We start from the raw sequence: 12,402 nt of genomic DNA on the forward strand, positions 1-12,402 counted from the left end.
CGCACATTAGTTACGTAACGGTTTCCCTTTTGTGAGCATATGTGACATCCGCTGTTGAGTTTCGGCTCTCCAAGAAGGCTTAAGAACGCTTCTCTTTCAATATCTAGGAGATACTGTTCATCGACAAGAGTGCCTTTTGGAACTCTACCTCCTGCAATCGTAAAGGCTAGTTTTTGGGCAATCTTTAGATCATGTTCAGAAATCATGCCACCAAATTGCATCGTCTTTGCTCCTAAAAGCATGGTTGCATAGCCACTTTCACCAACGACTGGAATTTTCTTCGTTGTGGTGGTTGATAGCCTTGGTTTGCTAAATGAAGGACGTGCTGCTTAGCATCATGTAACAAGTGGTCACCATTCATGCTAATGCCATCTTGCGGTCGGATAAACCCAAGTTTTGCTGCTTCGTGTGCTGATGTTGATACTTTGCCATCGCGATGTTTCAAAGGTACGATTGGCAATTGCTTGTAAATCAATTTGTGCGCCTTCTGGTAAGCCTTCTAAAAGTCTTAAATAGAGTTCTTTGTTTCCGCCACCACCAGGAATTAGACCAACACCAACTTCAACTAATCCCATATAGGTTTCAGCAGACGCTTGAATGCGCGCTGACGGTAAACAAATTTCTGTACCACCACCGAGTGTCATGCCAAATGGTGCAGAAATCACTGGCTTTGCTGAGTAGCGGATATTCGCCATTGTTTTTTGGAATTGACGGACAACCATATCAATTTCATAGAAGTTATCATCTTGTGCTTCCATTAAAAATCATCATTAAGTTTGCACCGACACAGAAGTTCTTGCCTTGGTTGTTAATGACAAGACCTTTGTAATTCTTTTCGACTTCTGTAATCGAGTAGTTAATCATTTGTAATACGTCTAGACCGATAGAGTTATTCGGGGACGTAAATTCTAAGCAGGCTACGTCATCACCGAGATCAATTAGTGAAGCACCTGTGTTTTCTTGATCACACGGTTATTATCCTTAAGTGTTTTAATATGGATGACCTTTGGATTTTCTGCCGCTTGCGTATATTCTCCCTGATGATAAAAACGATTTCGTCCTTCATAGAAAGATTTATAACCTTTTTCAAGCATCTCTTTTACCCAAGCAGGCACTTCAGTACCTTCTGCCTCCATACGTTGCACTGATTTTTCAACGCCAATCGCATCCCACGTTTCGAATGGGCCTAACTCCCAACCAAAGCCCCACTTCATCGCTTGGTCGATTGCTAAAATATCATCAGCGATTTCTGTTGCCTTTTCAGCAGAATAAATAAGAACTGGCTTCAAAATGTTCCATACAAGTTCGCCGGCACGATCTTTGGCATATACAAGCGCTTTCATTTTTTCGCTACGACCTTTGGCTTGCTTACTTGCTTGAACTGATGGAGCTTTTAGCTTTTTACCTGGAACGTATTCCATTGTGTTATAGTCTAGTTCAAGGATTTCACTACCGTTTGCTCCTTTTTTCTTTAAGAAAAAACCTTGACCAGATTTACTACCTAACCAACCTTTCAAAGCCATGTCACGCATGAATTGTGGAGGATCAAAGACCGTTTTTTCTACTCCGTCAACTTGGTCATAAACATTTTTTGCTACGTGTAAAAAGGTATCTAACCCTACGACATCTAACGTGCGGAATGTTGCGCTTTTGGGTCTTCCTAAGGCAGGTCCTGTTACAGAGTCAACTTCTCCTACCGAGTAACCACCCTTAACCATTTGGTCCACAGTCACTAATAAACCATAGGTCCCAATTCGGTTCGCAATAAAGTTCGGAGTGTCTTTGGCTTCAACAACGCCCTTCCCAAGAACATCTTCGCCAAACTGCTTCATGAATTGAAAAACTTCTTCACTTGTTTCTCTTGTACGTATGACTTCAAGTAATTTTAAGTATCTAGGTGGGTTAAAAAAGTGAGTTCCAAGGAAATGCTTGCGGAAATCTTCGGAACGTCCTTCTGCCATTGCTTCTATGGAAATTCCAGATGTATTTGAACTGACAATGCTTCCTGGTTTACGGTATTCGTCGACCTGGGCAAAGACTTTCTTTTTAATCTCTAAATTTTCAACAACAACTTCAATAATCCAATCAACTTCATTCAGACGCTTCATGTCATCTTCCATATTCCCTGCTTCAATGAGGTTGATATGGCTTTTTTCAGAAAGTGGCGCTGGCTTTTGTTTTAATAATTTTTGTATCGCACTATGAGATAAACGATTACGCACTTGCATATCTTGTAAGGAAAGCCCTCTTTGCATTTCTTCTTCTGTAAGATCACGTGGGACAATATCTAATAACAATGTTGGTATACCAATGTTCGCTAAATGCGCGGCAATACCAGATCCCATAACCCCTGATCCTAAAATAGCTACTTTACCGATTTCTCCCGATCATAAGTACCTCCTTCTTTCTTTTGAATGAATACTCATTCATTTTTTGAAGAAAAAATTTTGCACAACTATGCTTTATAAAATTTTACTACCTGTTTACATTTTAACTATAAAAGATTTCACAAAATTGTGCAATATAAACTTCAGAAAAATTTCATTTATTTTGAATTTTTTATCCAAATGCTCCGACACCGCTAATACGTATTTAAATCATTTTACTCCATTTGCAAATATAGCGAGGATAGTTCTTTTACAATTACAAACAATAAAGCGAAAGCAAGTCTTTCATTTCATAAGGAGGTAACTAAGATGCAACAACAAATGCAGTCAAATCAGATGCAGCAACAAAATATTATGCCACAGCCACCAACGATCATCACAGGAAAAGACCAATTTTACATTTCTGATATGTTGAGCTGGAACTTATTAGCAATGAAAAAAGCTCATTTCTTCGCACAACAATGTACGGACCCAGAAATTAAAATGGCCTTAGAACAAACTGGTCAAATGCACCAACGCCATTACCAACAAATAATTAGTCATTTACAAAATCCAAATCAACCTTCGCAAAGCCAATTGCAATAGGAGGAAATGAAATGAACAACCAAAACATGAAGATTCAAAATCCTGAAACTCAGGTACAAAAAACACCACAAATGAACGATCGAGATTTTATTAACGACTGCCTTGCAACAGAAAAGTACCTGACAGGTGCCTATAGTGTTGCTATGAATGAAGCTAGCCATGAACACTTGTATCAAGACTTAAATCAAATTTTTAACGAAACACAAGACTGTCAACGTCAGTTATTTAACTTGATGTTCAAAAAAGGTTGGTATTCGTTTGAAGCTGCAGATCAGCAGAAGCTCAATCAAACGTACCAACAATTCCAAGGATATACAAATCAGTTCCCTTATAACGGAAATACGATTTCGTAACATTTAAGGACTTGCTCCCTATAGCAAGTCCTTATTTTATTGATAATACTCTAAATTCTGAGAAATTAGTAATATTTTGTGTAAAATTAACCCTATTTTGTTTTTTATTGTTATAATAGAACTTGCGAGTTTGAAAAGCGGAAGGCGCCCGTTAGCCCCGACTAGCAAATGTTCTTTCACCCCAAAGTGGCTTTTTCACTTTTGGGTGGAAGGTTATTTGACCTCGAGGGGGCTGGGCCCCTGTAGCTAGACATTAAATACTAAAAACTATTATATACTTAATTGTCAATAAAAAAGTGTTTCGAAAAGGGAGCGATCGGTACGTCATGAAGGATAGTAAAATATATGCCTCAATGATTTTAAGCATTTTATCCTCCAGCAAAGACAAACAATCAGCTTTTAAAGCTGTTCGACAAAACTTTGCTTTTCAGGGAACCTTGCGTATGGAAATTGAAGCGCTGTTTGAAGAATATAAAAACAGTGAAAGTCATTTAATCGTCGAATTCATGAACATCATTGAGCAGTTTGATCAAAATGCCTATCCATACATAGCGAATATTACATTAAAGCCATCTAGAAGAGAAGAGTATCACTCCTCCTAGAAGTTTTATTATACATCTCTACACTATACTCTGTTTTTTGCAGGGTATTTTTTGTTGTTCGAAATTCTCTGGGATGGATAAAACTGAAACGATAATGCATATTAACTATATGGATAGAGACATTATTATTTTTACCATCGCTGTTGGACTATGGATGATACAATTTATTTTATTTAAGGATCAATTGAAAAAGGAGGATCGGAGCGGAAAAGACGGAAGTCTGACTTTATTACAAGCTGGCTTTCTATTGTGCGTTTTTACTAGTATTACATTTTCGAATTTGTATACTGGTGAGGAAAGTATATTGATAAAAAAAATAAGCATTGTCTTACTAATAAAAGGCATTTTTATTCGTTATTGGGCTTACTATGTCATGCGTCAGTATTTTACAAGAACAATCCAACCGCATAAAGACCGTCCCCTCATCAGTTATGGTCCTTATCGGTTTGCAAGACATCCGTTTCATGTCGGACTATTCCTCATCACATTAGGTTTGTGCTTATTTATCTGTGGAAATGTCATTGCTGTTTTCATTGTCTTTCCTGTTTTCGGGAGTATCTTGCATTATCGAATGTCTTTAGAGGAACAGGTGCTAAGTGAGAAATACGGAGACATCTATCAAGGGTGGTGCCCGCCAATCGATTTCGTTTGTTTCCGTTTCTTTATTAAAGGCTTATTATTGCTAAAAATGAAAAGGTTTTCAAATGAGTAAATTTGATAATTACCTAAACCGAGCTATATCAGTCTAAATGTAGTTGCGTAAATAATGAATGATGAAATGCATTAAAAAACTTCTAAAATCAAATAAGATTGCCACAATTGTTGTTTAATTAGCAACGAATGTAGGCAGTCTTTTGTTCATTTAATTTACAATCTCAAATTCTTCTGGTTTAATCCCCCTGTAATAATTTCAAAATGAATGCCCAGTTACCACTTTGGTAACTGGGCATTCATTTTTTATTATCTTAGGCTGCCAGGACTCTTCTTAGGAGGTCCATTCACAGGTTTCTTCGGTACATTCTTTCCGACTTTTTTCCCTTGGTTACCTTGATTTTTATTGACTTGATCAGCCTTACCTTGATTTTGAGTTCGATTACTATTAAGGTGAGAATTGTTTTGAGCACCGTTGCTCTTACCTTTGTTTCTGCAACACTGGCATTTTTCCCATTGTTCGTTTTAGGGATCTTTTTCTCATTGTTAGACTGCGATTCTTTTTTATCTTTGTTGACTGAGATGTTCCTTTTCTTGTCTCGATTACTGTTAGCTGGTGGATTTTCCTTTTTACGTGTTGGTTTCTGTTCAGGTTTTTGCATCTTTCTTAACTCTGAAACAGTTTTACCTTACCTTGCTCAGCAGTATCGATCACTCCATCTTTTTCAAGCTTTTTTAGGTAAACTAACTTGTTGACGGAAACATTCATTAGTTTTTGCTTCCTCATAAGTAGCAAGATTATTTTGAGATAGCTGCACCTCAACATCTAAAGAATTGATTGATGTAAGGATGGATTGCTCGATTTCTTCGACACGGCCTTTCTTTCCCTTCATTTAAAGTGACGACTGCCGTTTCTAAGTATCTATTTTCCTCACTTAAGTAACCCTGCTCAAAGGAATAAGCCATGATTTTTTCTAAAGCTACTTCTAATGAATTCCCTTTATATTTAACGATGAAACTAATTCCCCACCTTCTTCGTTATACCCTGAAGTTTCGGTAACTTTCATTTTTTCATTAAGACTAGCTCAATACTCGGATTGATGTCAATGGCAATAACATAGGCATAGTTCTCCTGTTGTAACGGAAATAGTGCATAAGTTAGAATTGCTAGAAAAAGACTGCAGCAACCGACATATATTTCAGCCATGGCGTCTGCTTTTTCCACATGGATATACGCGTTCACCCAAAGTGGCGGTGTAGCATGAGAGGCTCTTGAAACGTTTTTAAAAGTCCATTTTCACAAAGCAACACAATAGCATCTTCAGTAACTTTTACAACGATTCCTTGGGTACTATTCCTCCCCATTAACTCCCACCTCCTATTTGAATGAATTGACCTAACTGTGTCCACTGCGGATTTAGCTTTACTAATATTAATGTTACTATATATTTTCGATGACGCTCAATTGTTTTGCACGATAGCCAGTATTTTTGACAAAGAGTGTTGTTGGAAATTGCTTTTTCCGTAAAAATTGTGCAACACAATCATCGTCAGTTACGAATCTATCAGCCATCTCAACTAAATTTTCACGAGTATCTCGGTGTTTTGGAGAATACTTTTCAAGGTCTTCGAAATTAATTTGATACTGACTTAAGGCCATACTTAATTCCAATATTTCTTCTACTAGATCGTTGGTTTGTTTTTCTTTTTCGAATTGCTGCAGCGACTTCTCTACTTCAAATGGAGATTCAACGTTATCTTCATAATACTCGTTCATCGATAAGTGCTTTTCATTCTTTCTTTTCTAAAAAAGTCAATCAAGTCTCGTTTAATAAGTAAGTAAACATAATTTAGGAAGGTTCTTCCTTTGATTGCATCATACGTATCAATCGCCTTGTTTAAAGCAATCAAGCCAATGCTAGCCTCTTCTTCGCTCAGCTCACAAACTTCTTACAAATGTGGCCAACAGTATTGAGCACGTAAGGCTTGTAATGAGCAATTAATCGTTCGCGAACGAGATCATCTCCATTTTGGGCACTGGTGTTGCTTCAATGACCTCAATGTTTTCCATCCCCCACGCCTCCTTTATCAAACTGACATTGCTATCTATAATACTATCGCTTGATAAAGGATTTAATTCAAGTGAAATGGGCTGTTACATTTAATTACCAACATTTTAAATAGGTAGGGCTAATGAACTATTGATACGACCTAACAAGTAAAATGATCATATCGTATATTTTTAAAAAAGAGGCTAGAGACTGTGATATATTAGATAATAATACTTATAAGCAAACGATTGTCACTGCAAAAACAGTAAAAAAGAACGATGAAAGAGATTGACTGAGTGCTAAGGATTATCTTCAGTTAGTTAGTTTTTCCATTTAGCTTTTTCTACGGCACGTTTTGCTTTTTCAGCTCCTTTTTCTTGAGCTTTATTCGCCTTTTTAAGCCTTTCTCTGCTTTTTCATTTGCTTTTTTCATCGCTTTTTTCATCGCTTTTTCTGAGCGTTCCTCATGCTTTTTTCACTTTTTTGTCTGCTTGATATTGTTTCTTTCAGCTTTTCAATCGCTTTTTCTAAATGCTTTTCGCTTTGCTCTGTTTCATCCTCTTTTGCTTCAACAAACTCATTCTCACTAAGTAATCTCTTCTAATTTTCTTTAGTTCCTGCTTCCAACGCTTACCGGCTTTCAGCATGGCTCGCTCTTGGTTTTTAGGGGCTTTTCTAATTCCCAGCCTTCAACGCTTGCTCTGGTAAATGGTCACGCTCTAGTAGCGCGATTAAACTGACTTCTTTTTTCTATAATTTCATTAATGATTCTCTAAGTTCGTTTACGTCTTCACCTGCTTCTTCTGCAGAAGCCGTTACATTTTCAGTAGCTGTAACTACCTCAATAAAATCTGTAACTAAATGTTCAATCTCCTCTTCATTACCTTCAGTTGCCACTTCCTCTAAAACGATTAGGCGTCTTTCAGCAAATTCATCATGAAGTAGAACCTTTTCAACTTCATCCTCAGTTAAGTCTGCTGTCGCTTGTTCAATTAATCCAATTGTTTCATATAAATCTGATGTAATGTCCAAGCTACTATCATTGTTTGCCAATACCGTTCCCCACCTCGCTAAACCACCTACTAGGACCAATGTTGATACGACTTTTTTCATGCTCTTAACCACTCCCTGTTGCATTAATAAAATTTAATATTTTCACGAAAAGTCTCAATTTTATCTAGGTTCGCTTCATACGTTTCATTAGGCGTCAACACCGTAATAATCACATACCGATCAGGTTTTTCTTCAACCCATACTTGAGTTCTAATGCTTTCCTTGTCTGTTCGTTTTCCACGAAATGAAATTCAGACCTTCACCGATTACTGTTACTTCTCCTGCACCAGCGAGTAGCTGTTTCTTTATTTCTGACACTCTATAAGCTTTAGGAATAACTGAAATAATTGCCACTAGCTTCTCGCTGTTGAACTGGACATTTTTAGCAGTCTCTTTCTCAATTTGCCAACCATCTGCTGTTTCAATATAGATACCCCACTCGGAATTTTCATAAAAGTAATTCGAGGCATCCTGCTCGTTGTCGTTGGTATTCACTTGTTCTTCCGTTGCTTTGCTACAACCTACTAAAGCTAGGAAAATGATGATGAGAAATAAATGTACTGCCTTTTGACTCATAAAGCCACCTCAAATTCACTGAATATCTTATGGCAACTGGCTGACATAGGCTTCCCCTTAGTCCCTATAGCTTTGCGTCACCACCTTTCAATGGCTTTGCCTTTAACTTATTTTCTTGGTCTCGTTTATCTATACGGGAGATTTTTTATTTTTGAGGGGGAGAGAAATTTTTTTCGAAAAAATTTTAAGCACTCATTATAAGGTTGAGGTTATACGATACATGTAACCTAGAGAGTAATTAAAATTAATCGCTCGTTTCTAAAAGATTGTTGCTATTAGCTTTCGTAAAATCACAAAAGCCGGATTTTTACACAAAATACTAAGAATTCACCACTAATTTAGTAAGTATTGCTCTTTTCTTAATAAATTTATTGGGTGATTTCTTCATCTAAGGTATTTTTCCGATATTTTAGAGTAAAAGCAACAAGTTTTTTTGTGCGACGAGTAACCGCAGGAGCAATGTTTACGAAAAGAGCCTAAAATAAAAGGCACATAGATAAACTCTATGTACCCTTATGGTGCTACTTTCTTTTTTATATAACTTGCGAACCGCACCAAAAGCGATAAAGCCACCATTTATTGCCGCAAAAGTTCCAAGCAAAGCCAAGTTTGCTCCTGTTTCTTCATATTCATGATCATGTCCATCATCACCATGACCATGACCATGATCATCTTCGTCATCATGACCATGGCCCTTTTCTCTGACAGCCAAGGCGCGCTATCAACATCATGACCATCATCATCTTCATCACCATGAGCAAACACTTGAAGTGGTAGTATAAGTAGAAAAATGAAAAATAGTACTGAAATCATTCTATCTCTGTTTTTCATTCCTTCTCCTCCAATATTTTGTATTATATAAGCCAATTTCAAAATTCCAATAGATCAGCGACTAATTTAGTGGCGGGAAAATGGATGATGAAACTTTATTATTAATAGAATAAAGAGAATGTGTGAAGAAACTAACAAGAAAGTTTGGATAAATTGATACATTCCTGTGGCAATGTTTTAAACAAATCTTTTTATCTAGAATTTCGAGCTAGGGACATCCCAAAGCTTTCGAAAGTCGCTCCTACGGTACGAAAGATCAAGTCGAAGGCCTGTATCCTCTATTAGAATATTTTCACGGCGTTCTTGATAAAAATGTCTCTCTTATCTTCAAAAGTCGCCACCCATACAAACGATTTTCTGTAGCAAAGTAGTAGTTATCTCGTTCCGTTCCGAACGCATATTGTACATTCCTATTGCTAATCTCTTTTTCATGATGATTAATGTACAACTCACTATTTTCAACAAATTCAAGCATATCTTCAAATAACTTTGGCGGTAGCTCTACGAGATTCGTTTCTGAAATCCATACGATTGCGTAAGATCCCCTCTGGGTTTGGTATTCAAGTACATAGGCTTCATCGAGATCAACTTCATCGCCATGTAATTGGTTCATGATTGTTTTGCTTCTTCGCCTTCAATTTTATTTGTTAAATAATAAGCACCAATTGTATCGGGTATATGCCCATCATGTGTGAGCGACTCATCTGCCAAAAATAATGATGAAATTCCGACAACCATCGCAATAAAAGCTATGACGCCAAACGCTATGAATATCTTTTTCATTACTTCCCCTCATTTCATTAATCATTAGTAAACCTAGCTTTAACTTATAAATCTATCTATTAATAGTATAGACGAAAATTTATCGAGAAAATTTGAAGAAATTAAGACAATAATTTGGCGAATATGAAAAAAATAAAGGTTGTCTCATAAAACTTTGAGACAACCATTTTTTGGCTAGCTAGTTAATCGAAATTCCATTTGGGTAATAACCTACTTCAATTCTCGTTGTTTCTTCCAGAGTTTCTAGATCGACAACCGAAACAGTATCCTCAAACATATTTGTTACGAATGCATAGCGGCTATCTTTTGAGATAACAATGCCATGAGCGCCTTTTCCTAATTGAATTTCTTTAACAACTTCTAAGGTTTCAAGACTTACAATCGTAATTGTATCTGACGGAGCATCTTCACTCCCTTGGTTTGCTACGATCACATACCGGTTATCGTAGCTAGCGTACATTTGCACTGGCCCCACACCAGTATCAATTAGCTTCATTAATTCTTGTGTCGCAACATCAACGACAGCTAGTTGATTATCCAAATGCAAACCAACAAATGCATACTGACCATCATGTGAAATCCCTGTTTGAACAGCACCATTACCAACGACGACGCGGTTTACTTCTTCTTTGTTTCCAGATCAACAATGCTCATATCAGCACTTTTCATATTTGCGATAAAAACAAATTTTTGATCCACGGAAATGCGAAGACCATGTGGATATTCACCAACCGGAACCGTCGCTAATTCAGCACTCTCACGATTAATAATGGTTACCGTATTATCTCCAGAATTACTTACAACAACAATATTTCCATCCTGAGTCGTTGATACATGGGCAGGGTGATTACCTACCTCATACTCCTCTACCTTCTGTAATGTATTTAAATCATATGCAACTACCTTTTCTAGGTTGTCATCATGTCCATGACCATGTCCATGTCCGTCTTTCATCATGCGGCGGATTGATCGTAACCCAAACTAACTCTGTTTCAACATTGATTTCTACATTATGAGCCTGACCATCTAGCTCGATGATTTCTTGTCTTTGTTCTGGATAATAGATCAGAGATAATGTTTCATCTTTTTCGTTGGCTACCACAACAACGTAGCTCTCTTCTACTTCTACCCCTACCTCTATAGTCGGTTCTGTTTCAACTTCGGTCGCACCTTCGACCTTCTCTCTTGAATTGATCCCGTTTCTGTTTCCTCACCACATGCAGCTAAAATATTAAAGCTAAACTGCTATCGTAGTGAACCATCTCATTGATGTTTTCATTGTTAATGTCCCCCTTTAGTATGGTATGTCTTAAGTATAAAAAGAAGGAGCACGACTCGAAGTGAGAAGGTCACTCTGAGAAAAACGATTACCCACGTTGTCAATAATCCCTCAATCTTTCCACACAGTTTCTTGATAGTTTTTGGGTATTGCATGGAATGTCTCGTAATTTGTGAAATCAGTCGCACAGAACTCGTTTATGCCGCCGTTTTCTCCTAATTATTGTAAAATTCAGTCTCGTAAAACTCGTTTATGTACCAACTTCTCCTAATTATTGTAAAATTTAGTCTCGTAAAACTCTTTTATGTGCCACTTTCTCCTAATTATTGTAAAATTTAGTCTCGAAAAACTCGTTTATGTACCACTTTCTCCTAATTATTGTAAAATTTAGTCGCGTAAAACTCGTTTATGTACCAACTTCTCCTAATTATTGTAAAATTTAGTCGCGTAAAACTCGTTTATGTACCAACTACTCCTAATTATTGTAAAATTTAGTCTCGTAAAACTCTTTTGTGCCACTTTCTCCTAATTATTGTAAAATTTAGTCTCGAAAAACTCGTTTATGTACCACTTTCTCCTAATTATTGTAAAATTTAGTCGCATAAAACTCGTTTATGTACCAACTTCTCCTAATTATTGTAAATTTCAGTCACGTAAAACTCGTTTATGTACCACTTTCTCCTAATTATTGTAAAATTTAGTCTCGTAAAACTCTTTTATGTACTTTCTCCTAATTATTGTAAATTTAGTCTCGTAAAACTCTTTTATGTGCCGCTTTCTCCTAATTATTGTAAAATTTAGTCTCGTAAAACTCTTTATGTATCAACTTCTCCTAATTATTGTAAATTTAGTCTCGTATCGTTATGTACCACTTTCTCTTAATTATTGTAAAATTTAGTCGCGTAAAACTCTTTTATGTACCACTTTCTCCTAATTGTAAATTCCAGTCGCGTAAACCTCGTTTATGCGCCGTTTTCTCCTAATTATTGTAAAATTTAGTCTCGTAAAACTCGTTTATGTACCACTTTCTCCTAATTATTGTAAAATTTAGTCGCGTAAAACTCGTTTATATACCGACTCCTCCTAATTATTGTAAAATTCAGTCTCGTAAAACTCGTTTATGTACCACTTTCTCCTAATTATTGTAAAATTCAGTCTCATAAAACTCGTTTATGTACCGACTTCTCTCTTCATTGTAAAATTTAGTCTCGTAAAACTCGTTTATGTACCACTCCCTCCTAATCATTGTAA

The 12,402-nt window shown here is 36.6% G+C and carries 18 protein-coding genes, 1 pseudogene and 1 riboswitch; of the genes and pseudogenes, 4 read left to right on the top strand and 15 right to left on the bottom strand.

Features of this window, described 5'->3' with window-relative positions; all coding sequences use genetic code 11:
* Positions 1-6: 6 nt before the first annotated feature.
* Positions 7-2,345: pseudogene (locus H1D32_RS08365) on the bottom strand (3-hydroxyacyl-CoA dehydrogenase/enoyl-CoA hydratase family protein).
* Positions 2,346-2,696: 351 nt separating this feature from the next.
* Here H1D32_RS08365 and H1D32_RS08370 point away from each other — a divergent pair.
* From H1D32_RS08370 to H1D32_RS08385, 4 genes are all read left to right on the top strand, one after another.
* The gene (locus H1D32_RS08370) at positions 2,697-2,972 is read left to right on the top strand and encodes a hypothetical protein (protein WP_261177821.1); all 276 of its coding nucleotides are present in this window, start codon (positions 2,697-2,699) and stop codon (positions 2,970-2,972) included.
* Positions 2,973-2,983: 11 nt separating this feature from the next.
* On the top strand, positions 2,984-3,325 hold the full coding sequence (locus tag H1D32_RS08375; protein WP_261177820.1) for a spore coat protein: 342 nt from the start codon (positions 2,984-2,986) through the stop codon (positions 3,323-3,325).
* A 326-nt stretch (positions 3,326-3,651) separates the two neighbouring features.
* A complete protein-coding gene (locus H1D32_RS08380; RefSeq protein WP_261177819.1) occupies positions 3,652-3,927 on the top strand; it encodes a hypothetical protein in 276 nt (91 codons plus the stop codon).
* Between the two features lie 73 nt (positions 3,928-4,000).
* On the top strand, positions 4,001-4,639 hold the full coding sequence (locus H1D32_RS08385) for a methyltransferase family protein (RefSeq protein WP_261177823.1): 639 nt from the start codon (positions 4,001-4,003) through the stop codon (positions 4,637-4,639).
* A gap of 286 nt (positions 4,640-4,925) precedes the next feature.
* Here the strand turns inward: H1D32_RS08385 and H1D32_RS08390 are convergent, their stop codons facing one another.
* The 14 genes from H1D32_RS08390 to H1D32_RS08450 form a co-directional block, all read right to left on the bottom strand.
* A complete protein-coding gene (locus H1D32_RS08390) occupies positions 4,926-5,240 on the bottom strand; it encodes a hypothetical protein (protein ID WP_261177824.1) in 315 nt (104 codons plus the stop codon).
* 63 nt (positions 5,241-5,303) lie between these two features.
* Positions 5,304-5,471 carry a hypothetical protein gene (locus H1D32_RS08395; protein ID WP_261177825.1) on the bottom strand — a complete coding sequence of 56 codons (168 nt, stop codon included), beginning with the start codon at positions 5,469-5,471 and terminating at the stop codon, positions 5,304-5,306.
* A 170-nt stretch (positions 5,472-5,641) separates the two neighbouring features.
* Positions 5,642-5,803 (bottom strand): hypothetical protein, encoded by a 162-nt coding sequence (locus H1D32_RS08400; RefSeq protein WP_261177826.1) that lies wholly within the window; start codon positions 5,801-5,803, stop codon positions 5,642-5,644.
* 14 nt (positions 5,804-5,817) lie between these two features.
* Positions 5,818-5,943, bottom strand: a complete 126-nt coding sequence (locus H1D32_RS08405) for a hypothetical protein (RefSeq protein ID WP_261177827.1) — start codon at positions 5,941-5,943, stop codon at positions 5,818-5,820.
* 76 nt (positions 5,944-6,019) lie between these two features.
* Entirely contained in the window at positions 6,020-6,355 is a 336-nt protein-coding gene (locus tag H1D32_RS08410; protein WP_261177828.1) for a hypothetical protein, read from the bottom strand.
* On the bottom strand, positions 6,352-6,516 hold the full coding sequence (locus tag H1D32_RS25345) for a sigma factor (RefSeq protein WP_396126166.1): 165 nt from the start codon (positions 6,514-6,516) through the stop codon (positions 6,352-6,354). The genes H1D32_RS08410 and H1D32_RS25345 overlap by 4 nt, the downstream gene beginning before the upstream one ends.
* An 863-nt stretch (positions 6,517-7,379) precedes the next feature.
* Entirely contained in the window at positions 7,380-7,742 is a 363-nt protein-coding gene (locus tag H1D32_RS08415) for a DUF5667 domain-containing protein (RefSeq protein WP_261177829.1), read from the bottom strand.
* Positions 7,743-7,892: 150 nt separating this feature from the next.
* Entirely contained in the window at positions 7,893-8,258 is a 366-nt protein-coding gene (locus H1D32_RS08420; protein ID WP_261177813.1) for a hypothetical protein, read from the bottom strand.
* A 28-nt stretch (positions 8,259-8,286) separates the two neighbouring features.
* Positions 8,287-8,369: riboswitch (cyclic di-GMP riboswitch) on the bottom strand.
* Positions 8,370-8,834: 465 nt separating this feature from the next.
* Positions 8,835-9,089, bottom strand: coding sequence for a hypothetical protein (locus tag H1D32_RS08425; protein ID WP_261177812.1), 255 nt, complete (start codon positions 9,087-9,089; stop codon positions 8,835-8,837).
* A gap of 292 nt (positions 9,090-9,381) precedes the next feature.
* On the bottom strand, positions 9,382-9,702 hold the full coding sequence (locus H1D32_RS08430) for a hypothetical protein (RefSeq protein ID WP_261177830.1): 321 nt from the start codon (positions 9,700-9,702) through the stop codon (positions 9,382-9,384).
* A complete protein-coding gene (locus H1D32_RS08435) occupies positions 9,699-9,872 on the bottom strand; it encodes a hypothetical protein (protein WP_261177831.1) in 174 nt (57 codons plus the stop codon). Before H1D32_RS08435 ends, H1D32_RS08430 begins: the two co-directional genes overlap by 4 nt.
* A gap of 178 nt (positions 9,873-10,050) precedes the next feature.
* Entirely contained in the window at positions 10,051-10,413 is a 363-nt protein-coding gene (locus H1D32_RS08440; protein WP_261177832.1) for a YncE family protein, read from the bottom strand.
* 77 nt (positions 10,414-10,490) lie between these two features.
* Positions 10,491-10,829, bottom strand: a complete 339-nt coding sequence (locus tag H1D32_RS08445) for a YncE family protein (RefSeq protein WP_261177833.1) — start codon at positions 10,827-10,829, stop codon at positions 10,491-10,493.
* Positions 10,792-10,974, bottom strand: a complete 183-nt coding sequence (locus H1D32_RS08450) for a hypothetical protein (protein WP_261177834.1) — start codon at positions 10,972-10,974, stop codon at positions 10,792-10,794. The genes H1D32_RS08445 and H1D32_RS08450 overlap by 38 nt, the downstream gene beginning before the upstream one ends.
* Between the last annotated feature and the right edge of the window lie 1,428 nt (positions 10,975-12,402).

It is taken from the genome of Anaerobacillus sp. CMMVII (genome assembly GCF_025377685.1).
GTDB lineage: Bacteria > Bacillota > Bacilli > Bacillales > Anaerobacillaceae > Anaerobacillus.

Coding starts and splice junctions, on each gene's coding strand:
- H1D32_RS08370 (WP_261177821.1), top strand. CDS start 2,697: ATGCAACAACAAATGCAGTCAAATCAGATGCAGCAACAAAATATTATG.
- H1D32_RS08375 (WP_261177820.1), top strand. CDS start 2,984: ATGAACAACCAAAACATGAAGATTCAAAATCCTGAAACTCAGGTACAA.
- H1D32_RS08380 (WP_261177819.1), top strand. CDS start 3,652: ATGAAGGATAGTAAAATATATGCCTCAATGATTTTAAGCATTTTATCC.
- H1D32_RS08385 (WP_261177823.1), top strand. CDS start 4,001: ATGGATAAAACTGAAACGATAATGCATATTAACTATATGGATAGAGAC.
- H1D32_RS08390 (WP_261177824.1), bottom strand. CDS start 5,240: ATGCAAAAACCTGAACAGAAACCAACACGTAAAAAGGAAAATCCACCA.
- H1D32_RS08395 (WP_261177825.1), bottom strand. CDS start 5,471: ATGAAGGGAAAGAAAGGCCGTGTCGAAGAAATCGAGCAATCCATCCTT.
- H1D32_RS08405 (WP_261177827.1), bottom strand. CDS start 5,943: ATGGGGAGGAATAGTACCCAAGGAATCGTTGTAAAAGTTACTGAAGAT.
- H1D32_RS08410 (WP_261177828.1), bottom strand. CDS start 6,355: ATGAACGAGTATTATGAAGATAACGTTGAATCTCCATTTGAAGTAGAG.
- H1D32_RS08415 (WP_261177829.1), bottom strand. CDS start 7,742: ATGAAAAAAGTCGTATCAACATTGGTCCTAGTAGGTGGTTTAGCGAGG.
- H1D32_RS08420 (WP_261177813.1), bottom strand. CDS start 8,258: ATGAGTCAAAAGGCAGTACATTTATTTCTCATCATCATTTTCCTAGCT.
- H1D32_RS08425 (WP_261177812.1), bottom strand. CDS start 9,089: ATGAAAAACAGAGATAGAATGATTTCAGTACTATTTTTCATTTTTCTA.
- H1D32_RS08430 (WP_261177830.1), bottom strand. CDS start 9,702: ATGAACCAATTACATGGCGATGAAGTTGATCTCGATGAAGCCTATGTA.
- H1D32_RS08435 (WP_261177831.1), bottom strand. CDS start 9,872: ATGAAAAAGATATTCATAGCGTTTGGCGTCATAGCTTTTATTGCGATG.
- H1D32_RS08445 (WP_261177833.1), bottom strand. CDS start 10,829: ATGATGAAAGACGGACATGGACATGGTCATGGACATGATGACAACCTA.